Origin of the sequence: Synechococcus sp. UW179B, assembly GCF_900474245.1 — a bacterium.
GTDB lineage: Bacteria > Cyanobacteriota > Cyanobacteriia > PCC-6307 > Cyanobiaceae > Synechococcus_C.
In genome coordinates this window covers 130,358-149,081 of record NZ_UCNZ01000006.1, presented here as the reverse complement: position 1 = coordinate 149,081, position 18,724 = coordinate 130,358, and the positions used below count along the sequence as shown (strand labels likewise).

The 18,724-nt window shown below is 60.1% G+C and carries 19 protein-coding genes; 11 read left to right on the top strand and 8 right to left on the bottom strand.

Annotated elements, in window-relative coordinates:
• Positions 1–66: 66 nt before the first annotated feature.
• Together pyrE and DXY38_RS03360 are read left to right on the top strand one after the other, a co-directional pair.
• The gene (gene pyrE / locus DXY38_RS03365; protein ID WP_115070460.1) at positions 67–636 is read left to right on the top strand and encodes an orotate phosphoribosyltransferase; all 570 of its coding nucleotides are present in this window, start codon (positions 67–69) and stop codon (positions 634–636) included.
• Positions 633–1,487 carry a folate-binding protein YgfZ gene (locus DXY38_RS03360; RefSeq protein ID WP_115070459.1) on the top strand — a complete coding sequence of 285 codons (855 nt, stop codon included), beginning with the start codon at positions 633–635 and terminating at the stop codon, positions 1,485–1,487. Before pyrE ends, DXY38_RS03360 begins: the two co-directional genes overlap by 4 nt.
• Here DXY38_RS03360 and DXY38_RS03355 read toward each other — a convergent pair.
• A complete protein-coding gene (locus tag DXY38_RS03355; protein ID WP_115070458.1) occupies positions 1,484–2,971 on the bottom strand; it encodes a TM0106 family RecB-like putative nuclease in 1,488 nt (495 codons plus the stop codon). The two genes, DXY38_RS03360 and DXY38_RS03355, sit on opposite strands and share 4 nt — an antisense overlap.
• Before the next feature lie 52 nt (positions 2,972–3,023).
• On the opposite strand from DXY38_RS03355, the gene DXY38_RS03350 reads away from it, so the two are divergent.
• From DXY38_RS03350 to DXY38_RS03325, 6 genes are read left to right on the top strand one after another with little or no spacing between them, the layout of a single operon-like run.
• Positions 3,024–4,487: a phosphoglucomutase/phosphomannomutase family protein gene (locus DXY38_RS03350; RefSeq protein WP_115070457.1), complete on the top strand. Its 1,464-nt coding sequence runs from the start codon at positions 3,024–3,026 to the stop codon at positions 4,485–4,487.
• Positions 4,484–5,104 (top strand): RdgB/HAM1 family non-canonical purine NTP pyrophosphatase, encoded by a 621-nt coding sequence (gene rdgB / locus DXY38_RS03345; protein ID WP_115070456.1) that lies wholly within the window; start codon positions 4,484–4,486, stop codon positions 5,102–5,104. The genes DXY38_RS03350 and rdgB overlap by 4 nt, the downstream gene beginning before the upstream one ends.
• 42 nt (positions 5,105–5,146) lie before the next feature.
• The gene (locus tag DXY38_RS03340) at positions 5,147–6,184 is read left to right on the top strand and encodes an SAM-dependent methyltransferase (RefSeq protein ID WP_115070455.1); all 1,038 of its coding nucleotides are present in this window, start codon (positions 5,147–5,149) and stop codon (positions 6,182–6,184) included.
• Positions 6,184–7,248 (top strand): Glu/Leu/Phe/Val dehydrogenase dimerization domain-containing protein, encoded by a 1,065-nt coding sequence (locus DXY38_RS03335; RefSeq protein WP_115070454.1) that lies wholly within the window; start codon positions 6,184–6,186, stop codon positions 7,246–7,248. Before DXY38_RS03340 ends, DXY38_RS03335 begins: the two co-directional genes overlap by 1 nt.
• A complete protein-coding gene (locus DXY38_RS03330) occupies positions 7,245–8,432 on the top strand; it encodes an FAD-dependent oxidoreductase (RefSeq protein ID WP_115070453.1) in 1,188 nt (395 codons plus the stop codon). Before DXY38_RS03335 ends, DXY38_RS03330 begins: the two co-directional genes overlap by 4 nt.
• 18 nt (positions 8,433–8,450) lie before the next feature.
• Complete coding sequence (locus tag DXY38_RS03325) at positions 8,451–10,007, top strand: BCCT family transporter (RefSeq protein WP_115070452.1); 1,557 nt, start codon at positions 8,451–8,453, stop codon at positions 10,005–10,007.
• On the opposite strand, the gene DXY38_RS03320 is transcribed toward DXY38_RS03325, so the two are convergent.
• From DXY38_RS03320 to fabI, 6 genes are all read right to left on the bottom strand, one after another.
• Positions 9,992–11,191 (bottom strand): MFS transporter, encoded by a 1,200-nt coding sequence (locus DXY38_RS03320; protein ID WP_115070451.1) that lies wholly within the window; start codon positions 11,189–11,191, stop codon positions 9,992–9,994. The genes DXY38_RS03325 and DXY38_RS03320 overlap by 16 nt on opposite strands.
• A gap of 39 nt (positions 11,192–11,230) precedes the next feature.
• Entirely contained in the window at positions 11,231–11,983 is a 753-nt protein-coding gene (locus DXY38_RS03315) for an SIMPL domain-containing protein (RefSeq protein WP_170952842.1), read from the bottom strand.
• 126 nt (positions 11,984–12,109) lie between these two features.
• A complete protein-coding gene (locus tag DXY38_RS03310) occupies positions 12,110–13,597 on the bottom strand; it encodes a carotenoid oxygenase family protein (RefSeq protein ID WP_115070543.1) in 1,488 nt (495 codons plus the stop codon).
• A 73-nt stretch (positions 13,598–13,670) separates the two neighbouring features.
• The gene (hisB, locus tag DXY38_RS03305; RefSeq protein WP_115070542.1) at positions 13,671–14,276 is read right to left on the bottom strand and encodes an imidazoleglycerol-phosphate dehydratase HisB; all 606 of its coding nucleotides are present in this window, start codon (positions 14,274–14,276) and stop codon (positions 13,671–13,673) included.
• Positions 14,277–14,330: 54 nt separating this feature from the next.
• Positions 14,331–15,230 carry a bestrophin family ion channel gene (locus DXY38_RS03300; RefSeq protein ID WP_244278987.1) on the bottom strand — a complete coding sequence of 300 codons (900 nt, stop codon included), beginning with the start codon at positions 15,228–15,230 and terminating at the stop codon, positions 14,331–14,333.
• On the bottom strand, positions 15,227–16,009 hold the full coding sequence (gene fabI / locus DXY38_RS03295; protein WP_006853726.1) for an enoyl-ACP reductase FabI: 783 nt from the start codon (positions 16,007–16,009) through the stop codon (positions 15,227–15,229). The genes DXY38_RS03300 and fabI overlap by 4 nt, the downstream gene beginning before the upstream one ends.
• 109 nt (positions 16,010–16,118) lie before the next feature.
• On the opposite strand from fabI, the gene DXY38_RS03290 reads away from it, so the two are divergent.
• Positions 16,119–17,078: an FAD-binding domain-containing protein gene (locus DXY38_RS03290; RefSeq protein WP_115070450.1), complete on the top strand. Its 960-nt coding sequence runs from the start codon at positions 16,119–16,121 to the stop codon at positions 17,076–17,078.
• Positions 17,078–17,506 (top strand): hypothetical protein, encoded by a 429-nt coding sequence (locus DXY38_RS03285; protein WP_115070449.1) that lies wholly within the window; start codon positions 17,078–17,080, stop codon positions 17,504–17,506. Before DXY38_RS03290 ends, DXY38_RS03285 begins: the two co-directional genes overlap by 1 nt.
• Before the next feature lie 24 nt (positions 17,507–17,530).
• On the opposite strand, the gene DXY38_RS03280 is transcribed toward DXY38_RS03285, so the two are convergent.
• Entirely contained in the window at positions 17,531–18,034 is a 504-nt protein-coding gene (locus DXY38_RS03280; protein WP_170952841.1) for a hypothetical protein, read from the bottom strand.
• 70 nt (positions 18,035–18,104) lie between these two features.
• Between DXY38_RS03280 and DXY38_RS03275 the strand changes: the two genes are divergently transcribed.
• On the top strand, positions 18,105–18,722 hold the full coding sequence (locus tag DXY38_RS03275) for a thioredoxin family protein (RefSeq protein ID WP_115070448.1): 618 nt from the start codon (positions 18,105–18,107) through the stop codon (positions 18,720–18,722).
• The last annotated feature ends 2 nt before the right edge of the window (positions 18,723–18,724 follow it).

Below are 18,724 nucleotides of genomic sequence, written 5' to 3'. Positions count from 1 at the left end.
CCTGCGCACAAAAACCGTCACCACTGCGCGCAAACTAGGCAGAGGATTCGCTGCGCACCAGCCCCGATGTCTCAACGTTTTCAACACGACCCTCTGCTGGAGCGATTAGCGAAAGAGGCTTACCGCCACGGCAGCTTCACGCTCGCGTCCGGTCGCAGCAGTCATCACTACGTGAATTGCAAGCCGGTCAGCTTGAGTGGTTCAGGCCTAGCCCTGCTCTGCCCAGCGATGTTGGCTCTCGTGGAAGCCGACGCGGCCGCCGTTGGGGGTCTCACCCTGGGAGCCGATCCGCTCGTTAGTGGCGTTGCCCTTGTTGCCGCCCAAGGTGGACGCCCGCTGGACGCTCTGATCGTGCGAAAAGAGGCCAAGGGCCACGGCACAGGGGCTTGGCTGGAGGGTCCCCTGCCTGCGCAAGGCGCGCTCGTCACCGTTCTTGAGGACGTGGTCACCACCGGTGGGTCGTCGATCAAGGCTGTCGAACAACTCCGAGCGGCGGGCTACAGCGTGAATCGGGTGGTGACGATTGTGGACCGTGAAGAGGGAGGGGCTGCTGCCATGCAAGCCGCTGGACTTGAGTTACTCAGCCTTTATCGCCTGGAAGAGGTGGCCGCCCAGTCCCGTGAACTCCAAGCATGAACACGCTCCTTTGGGATCAACGCTTCCCGGTCTTGCGTCTCGAGGGGAGTGGCACTCGCACGTTTCTTCAAGGTCAGACCAGTGCCGACGTCCAGCAAGCGGAGGAGGGCGTCCCCCTGCCGGCCTGCTGGCTGGATGCCACAGGACGGGTGCAGGCTCTGCTTGAAATCCGAGTGGATGCCACAGGCGCTGATGTGCTCGTGCTGGCTGGGGCGGTGGAAGCCGTTAGCCAAGGGTTCGACCGTGTGATTTTTCCAGCCGACCGCGTCCGCCTCAAAGGCACCCGACAACAACGAAGACAAGAGCTGCTGGTTCAAGGCCAACCGATTGATCCGGTCAACGTCTCTTGGGCAGAGGATGCACCGGACGCAAGCGATCGTTTTCCCACCAATGAGGCCGCCAACGCCCAGCAACTCGAGCGTTGGCGTCTGGAGCAGGGGTGGCCTCTCAGCCCTGGTGAATTGGATGGAACCACCAACCCCTTTGAGCTGGGCCTCTCCCCCTGGGTGCATCTCAACAAAGGCTGTTATTTGGGGCAGGAAACGGTGGCAAAGCTGGCTTCAAAAGGGGAGGTCAAGCAACAACTACGGCGTTGGCGCACCCCCACCAGCGACCTTCAAGGGGCTGTCCCTCAACGGGGCACCGTGCTGCGACGCCAGGGTGAACGCGCTGGTGTCATTACCTCCGCCATGGAGATTGCGCCTGCTGAGGGAACGCCAGCGGAATGGATCGGCCTCGCCCTCGTGCGCCGGCAAGCCCTGGCAGACCCCCAGCTCAGCCTCGACAACGATCAAGGCTCGATTCAGCTATCCAAGCCACAGGCATTTTCCGAGCCACCCACACGCCCTTAAACCAGACCTAGATCACCGCTCAACAACCATTGGGCCACAGCCCATGTGGCCAATCCATCGTCGCGGTTGTAGGTGAGGATCCAACGCAAGGCATGGGTGGAGCCCCGCGCATTCACTCCCTCACCGCGCCACTGACGCCACCACAACAGGGCCCTGGCGCCATCGGCCCCTGACTGGCCCCACTTAAATCCTCTCCAACCCGCAACGGCCTTGAGGCCATAGCTGCTGAGGGGAAGCCGCCAATGGGCACGCAAGCGAGCATGCACATCAATCAAGCGCTCTCGCAGGGCTTGCTGTTGTTGGTCTGAAGCGCCCTGGCGTTTGGCCATGCGCAACAGAGCCAGCGACTCGGTTTCGCCGTAATGAAGGATCAACCAATCGGGATAGGTGGCAAGGAAGCGTTGGATCCTTTGCCAGCAGCGCTTCTCACCATGCTCTTGAAGCACCAGCAGCGGGTGGTAGGTGGCACGGGTGAGATCCCAGCTTTGACCTCCGTTTTTGGGCAAGCGCACAAATCCGTGCAAAAAGTCATCGCGGGCATCTGGATCTGATTCGATGTCGTAGAGCAACACCCCTGGAGCATTCAGCAATTCAGGGATTGCTGGGAATGCATCAAGACGCTCAACCACCCCATCTCGCTGGGCACGGGCTTGGGCCACCAAAGGGGCCGCCATCGCTGCATGCTGCTCGCCGAAGCGCTTGAGCTGCCCAGCGAGATCCGTGGTGTTGGCTGCGGCCAGAGCCTGGAGGCTATTCACCCCAATGTCTTGCAACATCTCGCGCCTTTTGGCCCCAATTCCACTGACCTCACTGAGATGCCCTTCTTGAGACGCCACGTCGTTGCAGAGCCCCCGCCAACTACAAAGCGTGCACTTGCGGCGATCAGCTGCCAAAGCAGGCGGATCGGTTCTGGTTAAGTCGGCCGACAACCTCAGCAGAGTCTCATCGAGCTGACGATTCAAGCTGTTGCCAAGCGGTAAACGCTCCCGCTCTAAGCGGCGCCCCGAGCCTGCAACCGCAAGGCCATCCGGCACTGGCCCACCCTGGAATTCAGCCAACAAGCGTCCAGCCAAGGCAAGCTGCAGACGATGTTCTCGGGTTAAGCGGCGGCCCTGCCGAGCAATCACGGGCCGATAGGCAAAATCCCCCCAGCGACTGGACCCTTTCACCCGTTCAAGCAGAGGCGGATGGGCCTCTAGAGCCGCATCCTTCTGGGCTGAGACATCAGGAAAGACCCCGCGCAAACGCACCCCCACCACGCCGGCCTCTCCGCGCTCGCAAGCCGCCTGGCCATGCCCTGGCTTCCCTGGCAGCAAGGCCACAAAACTGCGCTGTTGGTCATCCAGCTGCAGGGTGCGATGGGCGGTGTAAAGCCGATCATCTGGATTGGCATGGCGGTCGAGCCATGCCCTCCGCCGGCAGCGCACCCAGCTCCGCAGCAACCTGTCCGTGAGCGGCTTGTCAGCGAGAGGGGTGGCACCCATCAACAGACGGTAAGGCGGCCAGCTGCTAGATCCTCTGCATCGCTTGCAACCCATGGTGTCTTCCCCGCTCCCACTGGATGCCTCCCCGATCCGTTTTGGTACCGATGGTTGGCGAGGCATTTTGGGGGTGGACATCACCGTGGAGCGATTGCTTCCTGTTGCCGTCGCGGCAGCCCAGGAGCTCGCCCACCAGGCACCTGAAGGCTTGAACAGCCGAACGGTGGTGATCGGCTACGACCGACGCTTCCTCGCCCCTGAACTGGCCGAAGTCGTCGCGGCAGCTGTCCGTGGCTGCGACCTGGAGCCGCTTCTCACCGATACAGCTGTTCCCACACCGGCCTGCAGCTGGGCTGTGGTGGAGCGCCAATCGCTCGGAGCCCTGGTCATCACGGCCAGCCATAACCCTCCTGAATGGCTTGGCCTCAAAATCAAGGGCCCTTTTGGTGGATCGGTCGAGGGCACGTTCACGGCAGCGGTGGAGCGCCGGCTCGCCGCTGGAGGGATCACAGCACCGGTAGCTGGACGTTGCGAACGCTTTGATGGCCGCGAGGAACATCTCGCAGGATTGCGAACAAAACTGGACCTCAAAGCTCTGACCACTGGCCTGCGGGCCATGGGGCTGCACGTGTTCGTCGATCCCATGCATGGGTCGGCGGCCGGTTGCGTTGCAGACCTCCTGGGAGACGACGCCAAGGATCTGATCACCGAGATCCGAACCAACCGTGATCCCCTCTTTGGCGGCTGTGCACCGGAACCCCTGGCCCCTCACCTTGGGGAGCTGATCGCAGCGCTGAAGGACTCAAAAGCAGCCGGCCGTGATGCCGTTGGGCTGGTGTTTGATGGCGATGGAGACCGCATCGCCGCCGTGGATGAAAACGGACGGTTCTGCAGCACCCAGCAGTTGATGCCCCTGCTGATCGATCACTTGGCACGCGCCAAAAATCTTCCTGGATCGGTGGTTAAAACGGTGAGCGGCTCCGACCTCATGCGCTTAGTGGCGGAAGATCTGGGGCGGGAGGTTCTTGAACTGCCTGTGGGCTTCAAGTACATCGCTGCTGAAATGTTGGCCGGAGAGGTGCTGATCGGCGGCGAAGAGTCGGGCGGCGTGGGGTTTGGCATGCACCTGCCAGAACGGGATGCCCTGTTTGCCGCGATGCTCGTGCTGGAGGCCTTGGTGGAAGGGAAGAAGCCCCTTGGCGAGCGCATGAAAGCCATCCAGGAGCGGTGTGGAGGCGAGGCCCATTACGACCGACTCGATCTCCGCCTCGCCGATATGGCTTCCCGCCGGCGGCTGGAAGCCCTGCTGGCAGACACGCCTCCCCAGGAGGTTGCTGGATCCCCTGTGCTCGAGGTGGTCACCACAGACGGCGTCAAACTCAGACTGGGGCCGAGCCATTGGCTGATGCTCCGCTTCTCTGGGACAGAACCCTTGCTTCGCCTTTATTGCGAAGCCCCAAGCCCGTCGCGGGTAGAGGAGGTTCTGAGCTGGGCCCGCACCTTTGCTGCCGCCATATGAGCAACCGCGTCCTGGTGATTGCCAGCGGCAATGCCGGCAAAATCCGAGAATTTTCGAACCTGCTGCAACCCTGGCCATTGCAAGTGGAACCCCAACCCGAGGGGATCGAGGTGGAGGAAACCGGAAGCACCTTCCGCGACAACGCCCTGCTGAAGGCCAGGACCGTTGCAGAAGCCACTGGCCATTGGGCACTCGCCGATGATTCGGGCCTGAGCGTGGATGCACTGGGGGGTGCCCCTGGGGTCTATTCGGCCCGCTACGCAGACTCCGACCCTGAACGGATTCAACGTCTCCTCCAAGAGCTGGGAGACCGCAACGACCGCCAGGCGCGCTTCAGTGCGGCGCTTTGCATCGCAGCACCGGACGGCAGCGTGCTTGCAGCCGTGGAGGGGCACTGCGAAGGCTCGATCACCTTCAGCGCCCGGGGAACGCAAGGGTTCGGCTACGACCCCGTGTTTGAGGTCAAAAACACTGGACTCACCTTTGCGGAAATGAGTCTGGATTACAAAAAAAAACACGGACATCGAGGGCGCGCCTTTGCCCTGCTAACGCCAGAACTGGAGAAGCTTCTCGCCCATAACCCCAGCCAAGACGCCGACAACCCGTCGAATCCCTAACGGAACAACCCTGTACGGTGCCCCTTGCTGCTGACGAGGTCTATGGCCATCGCCATGACCACGGGTTACAGCGCTCAAACCGAAGGCGCACGCCTCTGCATTGATGCAGCCTCGGACTGGGCCCTGACTTGTGTTGAACAATTAACGAACGATTGCAGCCACGTGCTGATGGATTACGGCGCTGCCGACGGAGGCACCGCTGTAGGGCTGTGGTCCCAGGTTTTGGATCGGCTGCACCAACGTCAGCCCAAGGCCCATCTCACCTTGATCGGCAACGATCTCCCCAGCAACGACAACGTTGCCTTGGCCGAAAATATTGCCAAGCAGCTGGGCCGCGCGCCCAATCCCACCGTCCTGGTGAGTGCTCGTAGCTTTTACGAACCCCTTGTGGCCCCTGAGACCGTGAGCTTCGGCTTCTCAGCAACGGCCATGCATTGGTTGAGTGAATCCCCTGGACCCCTCAACACGCACACCCATGTGCTCGCATCAGACGACAAAGAGGCCCTTGCGCGGTTCACGGCTCAGGCCATGAAGGATTGGGCGAGCATCCTCGAGCTCCGCAGCGTTGAACTCGCCGTGGGCGGCCGCCTGCTCACCGTGAATTTGTCCCGTGATGAGGAGGGCCGATACCTCGGTCACAACGGTGGGGTGACCCGCAATGTTCACGACCAGCTCCATCAAATCTGGCGCAGCCTTGCTGATGAGGGAGTGATCAGCGAAGAGATCTACCGCAAGGGCACGATCCTGAATTTCTACAAGTCTCCGGACGAATTCATGGCCCCCCTGAAGGACAAGACTTCAGCGGCCTATCTCAATGGCCTCAGGCTCGTTGACGAGCGCACCGTTTACGTGCCCTGCCCCTATCGCAAGCGCTGGAACGAAGACGCAGACACCGCGGCGTTCGCCGAGGGACTGATGGCCACCATCCGCAGCTGGAGCCGCCACAGTTTTGCCTCCGTCGCTGGTGATGAGACAGCCGATCTTGTCTATGAGCGCCTGAAGCAGCGCATCGCAGCCTCTCCAGAGGAGTGGAGCCTCGATTACGTGGAGCACCACCAGATCATGGAGCGCGTGGCCTGATGACCATGGCTTCTCTGCAATCCGCCGGCCCCCCTGAGGTGTCGGTGCTGGCTCAACACGTCTCCGATCATCTTTCGGTGTTTGTCGTAGCCGAAAGCAGCGATACCGGCAAACCCGCTAACGGTGGCCTGCGGCTGCTCAATTACTCCAGTGATGAGGCCTGCATCGCCGATGGGCATCGCTTGGCCAGTCTGATGACGCACAAGCACGACCTCTACGGAACGGGCTTTGCGGGCGGAAAAATTGTGGCCAGGGCTGCGGAACCCGCCACTGTGAAAGATGAGTTGATCAGCGTCACCGCTGAACTGCTCCAATCCTTGAACGGCGCCATGATCACGGGCTGTGATCTCAACACCAGCCTGGAAGACATGGAGCGATTGATGTCGCTCACACCCCATGTCTTGGCTGCCGTCGGAAGTCCTGTGGATGCCAGCGCCGCCACTGCCTTCGGCACCGTGGGTGCCATTGAAGCCGTGCTTGCGCAATCGTTAACGGAAGCGCAGCCAGGCAAAGCGCTTGTGCACGGTTGTGGGGCCGTGGGTGGAACGGTGGCGAAAACGCTGATTCAGCATGGCTGGGACGTTTTCACCGTTGATATGAACCCCGAGCGGGCGGGGCTTCAGGGCGCAACACCTCTGCCACCGAGCAGTTCCTGGTGGGAGAAACCACTCGACCTGCTGTTGCCTTGCTCCATCTCCGGTTTGATCGACACGGAAATGGCCAACGCCATGCAGGTCAACGCGATTGTTCCAGCGGCCAATGCTCCTTTCCAGCAACCTGAGATTGCCGATGATCTGCGTCGACGCAGCATTCGCGTCCTGCCAGATCCACTCGTGAATGCTGGCGCCGTCATCGCCGACTCCATCGAGCGCTTCTCCCCTGAGGCCTGGGACCAGGCTTCAGCTCAAGAGGTGTACGACTTCGTACGCCACGAAGTGCGTCAGCGCGCCACGGATTTTTTAAAACAGCGTGGCGATGGCCTCACCGTCAGTGACGCTCTGGTTGAAGTTGCCGCCCACACCGGCAAAGATCCCATTGGACTCAGCTTCGGAACAGCCGCATGACATCCACCTCGCTCCCAGCTAGCGCCGCCGTCGTGATCATCGGTGGCGGCATGGCCGGCCTCAGCTGTGCCGCATCGCTCGCGCGCCGAGGAATCGGCGACGTGATTCTTCTTGAAGGCAAAACCCTGGCCCACGCGCGAGCCAGCAGCTTCGGAGAAACCCGAATGTTCCGGGAGATGTATTCCGACCCGGTGCTCTGCCGCCTTGCGCAGGAAGCCAATCGCCTTTGGCGAGAAGAGGAGACCCATGCCGGGGAAGTGTTGCGAGACACCCATGGGCTTCTTTTTTACGGAGAGAGCTGGGATGAGGAGACGATCGAAGGATCGATCCCCGGAGCCCGCAAAGTGATGGATGATCAGGGGATCCCCTACGAAGCCCTCAGTGCCGCTCAAATCGCCGAGCGCTTCCCGCTGAAACCCAAGGCCGATTTCACCGGACTGTTCGAACCCACCGCTGGTGCCGTCCGCAGCGACAAGGTGATTGCTCACTGGGTTCGGACCGCCCGTCAAGCAGGCCATCAGATCGAAGAGCACTGTCCGGTGAGCAGCATTGATGCCGATGGGGGCGGTGTCACCCTCGAAGCTGGTCATCACATCAGCGCTGGCCATGTTGTTGTGGCCTGCGGCATTTGGAGTCAACTCCTGCTGGCCCCATTAGGACTGGCACCAAAGCTGGAAATCTGGCCAATGCTCTGGGCCCACTACACCGTGGATCCAGCGCTCGCCAGCCGCTATCCCCAGTGGTTTTGTTTCCAGAAAGAGCGCGGCGATGACGGCGGCCTCTATTACGGCTTCCCCTCTCTCAGCACAACTGCTGACGGGCGTCCTCGCATCAAAGCCGGGATCGACTGGTCTCCCAAGGAGCTCCGCGTCGCTGAACCCAACGCCATGTGCACCGAGGCGCCTGCCCGCCTCCTGGAGCTCCTGGACACCTTCCTGTTCAACGAGCTGGACGGCGTGCAAGAGCGGGTGGAAACGGTGATGAGCCCCTATTCGATGACGAGCGATGTGAATTTCGTCTTGGATCGGCTCACCCCCAAACTCAGCTTGTTTGCCGGCGGTTCCGGGCAATCGTTCAAATTTGCGCCGCTCATCGGTGATTCGCTGGCCCGTCTTGCCAGCGGCGATCAACCCGCTGCAGACATCTCCTGCTGGAGCCATCAACGCGACGCTGTCCGCGCCTGACCCCCTCTCCTACGACCCTTGTCTGAATCCCCCACCCCAGTTCGCTCGTCCTTAACCCAGCCACCCCTTTGGGTTGGAGCCATTCCGCTGCTGATTTTCCTGCTGGTCTCCGCCATCGATCTGGCGTTAGCGAAGCACTTCACGGAAACCGGCAAAACCATCGTTAGCCAGTCGCTCGGGGGGTTGTGGCAATGGATGGTGATGCTGCTGTTCCTGATCGCCCTGGCCATTGCAATCAGCCCGGTAGGAAAACTGCGGCTAGGGGGAGCAACAGCGCAGCCAAGTCTGAAATTTTTTGATTGGTGCGCGGTCTTGATTTGCACCCTGCTGGCGGGCGGGGGTGTGTTCTGGTCTGCTGCGGAGCCGCTGTACCACTTTCAAACACCCTCTCCTGTCTTTGCAGGCGTGGTGGGGAGCACCGCGGCCGCTGTCGATCCTGCTTTGGCGGTGAGCTTCCTGCACTGGGGCTTCCTCGCCTGGGCGCTCGTGGCCACCACCACCACCATCACGTTTTCAATGCTGGAACAGCGGGGAGAACCGCTGCGGCCTCGCACTCTCCTCGTCAACATCCTTCCCAAGGGTTGGGTGAACGGCCCCATCGGCCATCTTGCTGACGGCCTTTCGGTTGTCGCTGCTATCGCCGGCACCGTTGGGCCTCTCGGTTTCCTGTCGCTTCAACTCAGCAATGCAGCGGGACAACTCCCGTGGCTCAGCGACAGTGCCGGGCTTCAGTCCCTAGTGGTGGTCCTGCTCACAGCCGTGTTTGCCACATCCACCGTGAGCGGCATCCAAAAGGGGATTAAGTGGCTTTCGGAACTCAACGTCTGGCTCACCCTTCTACTCGGGGCGGGGTTGCTAATACTCGGACCTGGCATCTGGCTACTCCAGCATTTTTTGAGCGGTTTTTGGACCTACTTGGTGCATCTGCCTCAGATGGCTTTGATGCCTCGATCTGAAGTCACGGAACCGTGGTTGAACGGCTGGACGGTGTTTTATTGGGGCTGGTTTTTGGGCTATGCGCCGCTCATGGGTCTCTTCACGGCCGGAGTCAGCCGCGGCCGCAGCATCCGTGAACTGGTTCTCGCTGTAGCCATCCTCTGCCCGATCGTGACGAATCTCTGGTTCACCTTGCTTGGCGGAACGGGAATGCACCTGGAACTCGCCGGGGCAGGCATTAGTGATGCCCTGGCACAAAACGGGGCTGCTGCCGCCTTGCTCGCGATCCTGAGTGCCCTGCCCATCTCAGGCTTGCTCATCCCCGTTGGCCTCCTGTTGGTGGTGCTGTTCATGTGCACGAGTGCCGATTCCATGAGTTATGCCGCCGCCATGGTGGTGAGCGGACGCAATGAGCCATCGCAGCGGCTGCGGCTGTTCTGGGCGTTGATGATCGGCAGCCTCACCTTGGTGTTGTTGAGAATCGGGACGGGATTAGGCGACAGCACCTCGATTGACGCCCTCCAGGCCTTCATCGTGATCACAGCCGTACCCGTCACACCGCTGGTGTTATTCACGCTGTGGAGCGCGCCAAGGTTGGCGTTTAAGGAATGGCAACGCAATGGTCAGGCTGCTGATTGAGCGGGCACGCCACTGGACTGAATCCAAGCCGCGACCGCGACACCAAACAGACCTAAGAGGCCATAAACAACAAGGACCGGGTTGAGATCGCCCGGTCCTGAGGCCTCGAGGATCAACCCCGACACGACCGACATCACCCCGCCGGTGACGGTGCCAGTGGTGTTCACGATGGCCACGATCAGGCCGGTTTGACCCGCAGGTGCTGCGTCTTCAGCAATCGGGAACGCCAGGACCGAGGATCCAAGCCCAAGACCCAGTCCGAGGGCTGCCAGCAACAACAGGCCTCCCATGGCATTCGGGAGCTGAAGCAAGGCGATCAAGGCCAACACACTCATGCCGGTGCCTGTGAGCAGCACCAGCCCCCGGCGGCTTGCGACGCTCCCGATCCAACCAGCCAACACCATCCCAACACCAATCCCAAACGACATCGTCAGGGACATCCACTGCGTGCGCTCAACGCCCCAAACACGCAATCCTGAAATCAGCCCGTACTGGGCCAAACCAAACACAAACCCACCGCCCCAGGCATACATCAAGCAAGCCTTGATGACCTTGCCAACACCAGCGCGATCCCACTGGATCGGGGGGGCAGGGGAGGCCAAGCCCCCCAGGTTTTGGGGCAGCTCAGGGGATGGCACCCCTCGGCCAAGGGCGATCACCGGCACCACCACCATGACGGCCAGAAACAGCGCTTGGAAAACCACCAACTGACGCCAAACCGTCCAGGGGAACACCAGCGGAATCAGGGCAGCAAAGACAGCACCCCAGCCGAGCAAACTATCGGTGAGGCCCATTGCCAAGGCAAATCTGTGCGCCGGCAAGGCGCGACGAGCGAGCAAAGCCGAGGCAGGAAAGGCAACGGCACAGGCCACCCCGGTTCCCATCCGGCTGAGCATCAGCCCCACAAGATCCGTACTGAATGCAAACGTCAAGCTGAACCCGGAGGCCATCAGGGCGGCAATCCAGATCCAGCGATCCACTCGGCCCTGGTCAAGCAGACGCCCGACGGGGATCTGCAACAAGCCGTAGGGGACCAGGAAACTGCCTGCAATCAGCGAGACCCGACTTGCCGAGAGCTGAAGATCACGGCCAAGGGCATGGTCGTAAAACTGAAAACTGGTCTCTGCCCAGACCAGCCAGGCCACAAACAGCAAGCTGACCAACCAGAGGCGGCGATGGGGCATCCGGGCAAAGGCACCAGCCCTTGAGTGTGTCCACCAGCATCAGCGCAGGCAATAATCCAAGCCAAGCGTGAGCGACCGCATAGGTTTTGGGGCCTCGTCAGGACGAAACGCTGGCTTGGACATCCTTGCCTCTGCATAGGCAACGGGCCGCACACCACCAGCGCGTTGGTTGATTCGCAGCAGGTCCACGCGGCCTAACCCCAAGGCGCTCGCCGTGACGTTCGCGCGGCGACGCCCCTCCTTCAGGGCCTGTTTCAGCAATTGATCCTCCAAGGCCACACCCCCACGGCTGGAGGCCAGGGATGTCATCCCTTGGAGGCGAACGCCAGGCAAGCGACCAGCCAATTGAATCAGCGCATCGTAATTCCCGCGACTCACCTCACCACGAACATTCGTCGAGGCGCGCTCCAATTTGGGACTGGAGGCACTGCCACCACCAAAGGAGTAGCTGCGTGGAGCGGGAATGTTCAGGGCACCAAGAACGAGGGGCTTCAGGTCTTGGCGCGCCCGATCAAGGCGCTGGTTGAGAAGCGCCATCGCAGCCGCTTTGGAAGAAGCTTCCGCTAGCAATCCAAGCGAAAAGCGAAAGCGATCACTGGCGGTGCTTGCACTTTCTTGCACTTGTAATTCCAACAAGGTGCCTTTGCAGACCTGAGCTGACGCCAAGGCAGGCGTCGCTGCGCCAAGGCCAACACCAACAACAACCGGAATCAAAACCGCCGATCCTGATCTCCGTCTCTGCCGAGAGCAAACGATCCGACGCGTTAAGGCAGCGGTCATCAAGGCAGTCATCAAGGCAGTCATCGAGGCAGTCATCTAGAACGTTCTCAATCCATTCCCAGCCTGAAGGGAAAGACGGAAAAAGAGCGGCTAACCATCCCTTGAGATGTGTCTAACCATGACCTCCTCCCTTTGCGTTCAGGCCTCTGGCACCCAACTGCCATGAAGTCCGTGAGGAATGGCTAGGGGGAGCTCCAACACGGCCACTTCTGCGAGATCAGAAGCGGCGAGAATCACCAGATCGGAGGCCTGTCTCGCTCCATTCCAAACGAGGTCCAACACCCAGCCGTCGTCCTCTGCACTGGCGCCGGGTCGAGGCACCATCAAAGGTTCACTCACGAAGCCAGAGGGGGCTGCACTCCAGATGTGTCGTTCGCCGGTTTGAAGATCGAGTTTTTTAATCACCTGCAAGGGATCATTCCCCTGTTCTCGCGCCGCGGCCGCCATCCAGGCAAAGCGGCAAGGAAGACCCTGCTGTTTGGGGTTCACCATGGCGAACTCACAACAGCGCTCACTCAGGCGGGTGGTTTGAATCGACTCTGAATCAAGGTTGATGCGGCATTGCTCGAGCAAGCCCTCGGGGATGAGGTCGAAATTCACATCAGCGAAGTCCTGATCAGGACCGATCGATGGGAAGTCGCTGTAGTAGATGCTCTCCACGACCACCTCCCCGTCCTCTTCCCAGGCATTGAGGTGATGGAACACGAAGCCATCAGGAGCGTCGATGACGCGAGGTTGCTGACCCGCGAAAGCGCCGCTATCTCGGGGGACCAACCAAAACTTGGCCTTTCCATTGGGGTTGGACGTGAGACATTGAGCCGCTCCTTTTTGTCCGAGCACAAAGGGGACTGGATTGAAATTGATCGAATTTTGCAGAAACACCGCCCAATTCGGGGTGATAGCGAAGTCATGCAGGAAGGCGAATCCGGCAAACGTATCGCGACGATCACTGAGCAGATCACCGGCTCGAATCCCAGCCGCAGCATCATCTGCGGTCGCAAATTCCATCAAGCGAACAGTGCTGCGAGGCCCGGTTTTCACGCCGAAGGTCACCATCCGCGGGTCACCGTGATGACCTGGGTCGAAACGGGGGTGTGCACTGAAGGCCTCCCCTTTGCTGAGCACCCCGCCAAGAAGAGAGATGCCTCTTGTCTCCAAGGTTTGGGGATCTAAGGCATGGGGCTCAGCGGCTTCCCATAGAGCCAGGAGATCATCTCCAAGCCGAACCACATTGGTGTTGGCAATATTTTTGAGCCGCAGATCAAACGCATTCGCCAGCGGACCTCCAGGTTTTTGGCTGCCAAAAACACCGCGGAACAACACCTTCCCGGCAGCCTCCTCCGCTTTCCAGCCACTGGTCCGCACGAAACGGTTGCTGCAGCGCGCGCCGTCCGCATCAAAGTGAAGAGCCGTAATCATCCCGTCACCATCAAAGGGATGATGCACGCGCTGACCATCGCGTTCCAAACGGCCAGGCCCATTGCGATAGAGCGAACCGCGCAACGCATCCGGCAGCGCGCCACGCACGGGCTTCAAGGGCACATCCGTGAGTTCTTCGTCCACGTTGCGGAAGGCACTGGACCACTCCGAGCGATTGAAACGAACAGAGGAGGGTGCAACGGTCACTGGGTTACCCAGAGGCAATCACCATCCTCTCGTAACAGACCATGAAGCGTGGCCTTGAGAGAAGATCCGTTGGCTAGGAGCCACCCGCTTGCTCCAACACCCCCTTGCTGCTGGGCACCGATCCAGAGCGGCGCGGGTCAATCTCCGTGGCCATCCGCAGCGCCCTTGCGAAGGCTTTGAAACAGGCCTCAACGATGTGGTGGGAGTTCACCCCATCCAACTGACGAATGTGCAAGGTGAGGCCTGAGTTATTGACGACAGCCACAAAAAACTCCTTCACCAATTCGGTGTCGTAGGTGCCGATCTTCTGCGTTGGGATGGTGAGCCCCCAACTGAGATGGGGGCGTCCGGAGCAATCAAGAACCACCTGCACCAAGGCCTCATCCAGCGGCGCCACAAAATGGCCAAAACGGTAAATCCCGCGCCGATCACCAAGGGCCTTCGAGAGCGCCTGGCCAACGGCAATCCCGACGTCCTCATTGGTGTGATGGTCGTCAATATGCGTGTCGCCAGTGGCCGTGATCTCCAAGTCGATCAGGCCATGGCTACTGATCTGATGAAGCATGTGATCGAGAAAAGGCACACCCGTGCTGGCCTGGCAGCGGCCGCCGCCGTCAAGTCCGAGCCGCACGTTGACATCGGTCTCCCCAGTAACACGGTGAATCTCCCCAGTACGCATGCGTTCCGGCGCCGCTCGACGCCCCGTGACTGCCTTGATCATCGCGAATGACCTTCAGCGCAGCCAGGGGCCCTCCGAAGGGGAAGGTTGGGCCAGTGGGTCGGAGGCCCCAAGAAGATCCAAGCTGATCAGGGCACACAAGCGGTCCATGGGCAAGGCGAAGCGTGCATCAACGAATGGGTTCTCCAGGAAGGTGCCGATGCGCTCAGCCATCAGAAAAACAAGAAACACCAGCCACCCCACCAACGCTGAAGGAGTCGGGCCGATCGCATCCAGCTTGAGGAACACCAAATAGCCATACACCCATGTCAAAAGCCGGATAAACAAGGTCGATGAGGCAGGTAGGGGCTGGTGACGGATCCGTTCCAAACCACCAAGGGCATTGGTGATCTCCTGCTGCACGTGTCCAAACTCACGGCTTTCGACACTGTCGAGCCAATCGGCCTGATGCAGCTTGAACTGCTCCTCTGCCATTTGCCGAAGCAGATCCTGAACGGATGGATTGCGGAATCCAAGCTTGAGGGCAAGCGCCTGGGCTTGGGTAGCCAGCACTGGCTGTTCACGATCAGAGCCGCTCAACTCAGCATTCAGGCACCACATCAGCAGCACCACCTGCTTCAGAAGACGCCGCCGCAAAGACAGCGGCAACTCGTTAGGCAGAACGCGCGTGAGCAAATCTCGCCAATTGCGACTTTGATTCACCAAAACGCCCCAGAGCACACGCGCTTCCCACCAGCGGTTGAAGGCCTGGCCATAGCGAAAACTAAGGAACAGGCCGAGAAGCAAGCCAAGAACCTGCGCCAACGATTCCGGTAGCAACGTTTTCGCAATCGTTTCGTTTAAGGGGAGGCTGAGCACGCATAACAACGTTGCCAGGCCCAAGCTCCTCCCCTGGCGTCTCATCAGCCACCAGGAGAGCTGCAGGTAATCAAGACATCCGCGCGGTCGAATCACATCCCGTTAATGCAGTAGCCCGCATCCACGTAAATGGTTTGGCCAGAAATGCCGCTCGACAGATCACTGAGCAGGAAAGCAGCGGTGTTTCCTACTTCGTTCTGAGTGACCGTTCGGCGCAGGGGCGCCTTTTCCTCCACGTTGTGAATCATGTCGAGGATGCCTCCGATCGCAGAGCTCGCCAGCGTGCGGATCGGACCAGCACTGATCGCATTCACGCGCACCTGCTTCTCGGGGCCAAGCTCAGCGGAGAGATAGCGAACGGAGGCTTCCAGAGCCGCCTTCGCCACACCCATCACGTTGTAGTTGGGAATTGCCCGCTCAGCGCCGAGGTAGGTCAAGGTCACCACACCTGCTTTCTCACTAAACAATGGCTTGGCGTGCCGACACAGAGGCGCAAGGGAATAGGCGCTGATTTCTAAAGCACGCGCAAACCCCTCGGCCGTGGTGGCGCTGAAGTCGCCCACCAATTCCTCCTTTCCTGCAAACGCCAAACAGTGCACGAGGCCATCGAGCTGCCCCCACTTGTCTTTGATCTCAGCAAACACCGTCTCCATTTGAGCGGCATCCTGGACGTTTAAAGGCAAAAACAAGGAAGGCTCTAATGGAGCCGTGAGCTCACGCACCTTGGTTTCAAACCGGCCCTTCTCATCAGGCAGGTAGGTGATCCCGAGCTCGGCTCCAGCCGCCTTGAGCTGCTGGGCAATGCCCCAGGCAATGGAGCGATTGTTGGCGATGCCAGTAACAAGGATCTTCTTACCAGTGAGATCAAGAAGCATCAGGCCGCATCCCGGAGTGGTTGATTCGAGCGATTCTCTCCCATGCCGGGGCACTCACGCTCACAACGACACATCGACAGCATGGTGTGGTGTTGTTTGACATGCACCGGTGTCCAGGCTGCCGCACGCTGCACCGCTCAGTTGGCCGAGCGAATCCACAGATCTGCCCCGAGATCTCAACGAGCGCTCGGCGCTGAATTCGCTGTTATTGCAGGAATTTCCAACCGCCTCCGGGGAGCTGAGTCCGATCGAAGGCGGTCGCGCCGCAGCTGACCGGCAGCTCGCTGCGATCGATGCCAAGCGCTACGGCCGCAGTCGCAACCACCTCAATGGCGCTGTCACACGCCTATCGCCCTACATCCGCCACGGAATTCTCACGCTTGCGGAGGTCCGAGATGCTGTCTTCTTACAGCTGAAACAGAACAACCAAGGGAGGGATGACGGCGGAAAACTAATTAACGAGCTGGGATGGCGTGATTTCTGGCAGCGGATGTGGCTTGATCTCGGCGATCGCATTCATGACGATCAGGAAGAGCACAAAACTGGCTTTGCCGCCGCTGAGTATCAGCAAGCTCTTCCCGATGACATCCGAGAAGGACGCACACAACTGGCCTGCATCGACGGTTTCAGAAACGAACTGGTGAGCCACGGATGGCTCCACAACCACGCGCGGATGTGGATGGCGGCCTACCTCGTGCACTGGAGACGGGTGCACTGGCGTGCAGGGGCTGACTGGTTCCTCGAACATCTGCTGGATGGCGACCCCGCCAGCAACCACCTCAGCTGGCAGTGGGTGGCCAGCTGCTTCAGTCACAAGCCCTATTTCTTTAATCGTCAAAATTTGGAGCGCTACAGCAATGGGCGGTATTGCCAGGACTGTCCAAGCCACGATTCCTGCCCCTTTGATGGCAGTTACGAGCAGTTAGAGCAGCAGCTCTTCAAGGTTCAGCCAGCCATCCGTGAGGGGAGCGCTCGGCGATCCTCGCGATCCAGCAGCCGCTCGAACCAAAAGCCAAACCAAAAGTCAACTCAACACCCCAACTCACGCCCCAGCACCCAGCGATTTTGATGGACCCCCGCAAACCAATCCTCTGGGTGCATGAAGAAGCCCTGGGACCAGCCAACCCAGCCCTTCAGGACTATCCAGACGCACCAGGTCTGTTCGTGTTCGACGACGCCTGGATTCAAGAGCAGGCCATCAGCCGCAAACGCATCGGATTTTTGTACGAATCCGCCTTAAGCCTGCCGCTCACCCTGCGCCGAGGCGACGTTGCGAGTGAAGTGCTGCGCTTTGCCCAGCGCCACGGAGCCGATGCTGTGGTCACCAGCGCCGTGGTGGATCCCCGCCTGCAACGCATCGCTGCGGCCATTGATCGGGAGCTGCCCCTCTGGATGCTCGATCCCGATCCCTTTGTCTCGCTAGCCAAACCCCCGCGGCTGGGGCGCTTCAGCCGCTATTGGCGAGAGGCGGAAGCTGTGGTCTGGGAAGGGTTTTAATACTCCTTCATTAGTTCTCCTTCATTAGTTCTCCTTCAAAAGCTTGTCCTCACGCTCTTTTTCCTCAGCAGGATCGATGAGAAGGTCTGGATATTCCAAGGCTGGCAGGCTCACGGGCGTCAGCTCTGATGCCTTCAGCGGTGGTTCCAGCCATTGCCAACGCGCCTGAGGAGCTCGAAGCTTGCACAGCGCCTCGAGCTCTTGCTTCAGGGTGTTGCGAACATCTCTTCGATTCACCGCTGCAAGGAACTCTGAGCGAGGCGCCAATCCCGAACTAAACGGAGCCGTTCCGTTGCCATTGAATAATCGCGCCGGGTCTGGAAGCCAACGCGGGGAACACACAGCGGGATCGCTGGTGTCGGTCTCCAGGTAGAGATGAACCCCATAGCCATCGGGTTGACTCACAACAGCAAGTCCGTCGTGGGGTGTCTGGCGCTGGAGAGGAAACACTTTCCAGGTGGTTGCTTTCTTCTGCGTGCAGGCGCTGAACAGTCCTGCCATGACCACCATTGTCAGCACCCGCACCATCAACTCGATCCTCTTTTGACAGGCCATTCTGACCGGCCCAGGATGGCAACAACCACCATCGCTCAACGCCATGGTTCTGACGCCATCCACGATGCTGCCTCTTCAGCATCCTCTGCCTCAATTTTCACTGCCCTTGGTGTCAGGTCATGCGCCCTGGGCCTCGCGGGATGACCTGGTGAGGAGCGGGGACCTGCCAAGACAGCCTGTGTTGGTGATGCTGATCTGTGCTCATTGCCCCTTCGTGAAACACGTGGAGCCAGAGATCAGCCGTTTGGAGGCGGATTTCGGAGACAACGTCACCCTGCTCGCCATCTCCAGCAATAGCCTCACCACCCATCCGCAAGACGGTCGTGATGGGTTGCGACAACAGGCCGAACAGCAGGGTTGGCGCTTCCCCTATCTCCTGGATGAGCAGCAAACGCTGGCCAAAGACCTCCGTGGCGCCTGCACGCCTGAGTTCTATGCCTTCGCACCGGACACTGATGGCACGCAAACCCTCCGCTATCGCGGCCAACTGGATGCGAGCCGACCTGGGAATCACCAGCCGCTCGACGGAGCAGATCTACGGGCGGCCCTCATAAATATCTTGGCTGGAACCCCTGTGATCGAGAGGCAGCAGCCTTCGGTGGGCTGCAATATCAAATGGGAGCCGGGCCAAGAACCGCCATGGTTTGGTCAGTCGACTTAAGG

Excerpts from the sequence above, each read along its gene's own strand:
- DXY38_RS03355 (WP_115070458.1), bottom strand. The coding sequence starts at position 2,971 with ATGGGTGCCACCCCTCTCGCTGACAAGCCGCTCACGGACAGGTTGCTG.
- DXY38_RS03360 (WP_115070459.1), top strand. The coding sequence starts at position 633 with ATGAACACGCTCCTTTGGGATCAACGCTTCCCGGTCTTGCGTCTCGAG.
- DXY38_RS03350 (WP_115070457.1), top strand. The coding sequence starts at position 3,024 with ATGGTGTCTTCCCCGCTCCCACTGGATGCCTCCCCGATCCGTTTTGGT.
- hisB (WP_115070542.1), bottom strand. The coding sequence starts at position 14,276 with ATGCGTACTGGGGAGATTCACCGTGTTACTGGGGAGACCGATGTCAAC.
- rdgB (WP_115070456.1), top strand. The coding sequence starts at position 4,484 with ATGAGCAACCGCGTCCTGGTGATTGCCAGCGGCAATGCCGGCAAAATC.
- DXY38_RS03275 (WP_115070448.1), top strand. The coding sequence starts at position 18,105 with ATGGTTCTGACGCCATCCACGATGCTGCCTCTTCAGCATCCTCTGCCT.
- DXY38_RS03285 (WP_115070449.1), top strand. The coding sequence starts at position 17,078 with ATGGACCCCCGCAAACCAATCCTCTGGGTGCATGAAGAAGCCCTGGGA.
- DXY38_RS03340 (WP_115070455.1), top strand. The coding sequence starts at position 5,147 with ATGGCCATCGCCATGACCACGGGTTACAGCGCTCAAACCGAAGGCGCA.
- DXY38_RS03330 (WP_115070453.1), top strand. The coding sequence starts at position 7,245 with ATGACATCCACCTCGCTCCCAGCTAGCGCCGCCGTCGTGATCATCGGT.
- pyrE (WP_115070460.1), top strand. The coding sequence starts at position 67 with ATGTCTCAACGTTTTCAACACGACCCTCTGCTGGAGCGATTAGCGAAA.
- DXY38_RS03320 (WP_115070451.1), bottom strand. The coding sequence starts at position 11,191 with ATGCCCCATCGCCGCCTCTGGTTGGTCAGCTTGCTGTTTGTGGCCTGG.
- DXY38_RS03315 (WP_170952842.1), bottom strand. The coding sequence starts at position 11,983 with ATGACTGCCTTGATGACCGCTGCCTTAACGCGTCGGATCGTTTGCTCT.
- DXY38_RS03280 (WP_170952841.1), bottom strand. The coding sequence starts at position 18,034 with ATGGTGCGGGTGCTGACAATGGTGGTCATGGCAGGACTGTTCAGCGCC.
- fabI (WP_006853726.1), bottom strand. The coding sequence starts at position 16,009 with ATGCTTCTTGATCTCACTGGTAAGAAGATCCTTGTTACTGGCATCGCC.
- DXY38_RS03335 (WP_115070454.1), top strand. The coding sequence starts at position 6,184 with ATGACCATGGCTTCTCTGCAATCCGCCGGCCCCCCTGAGGTGTCGGTG.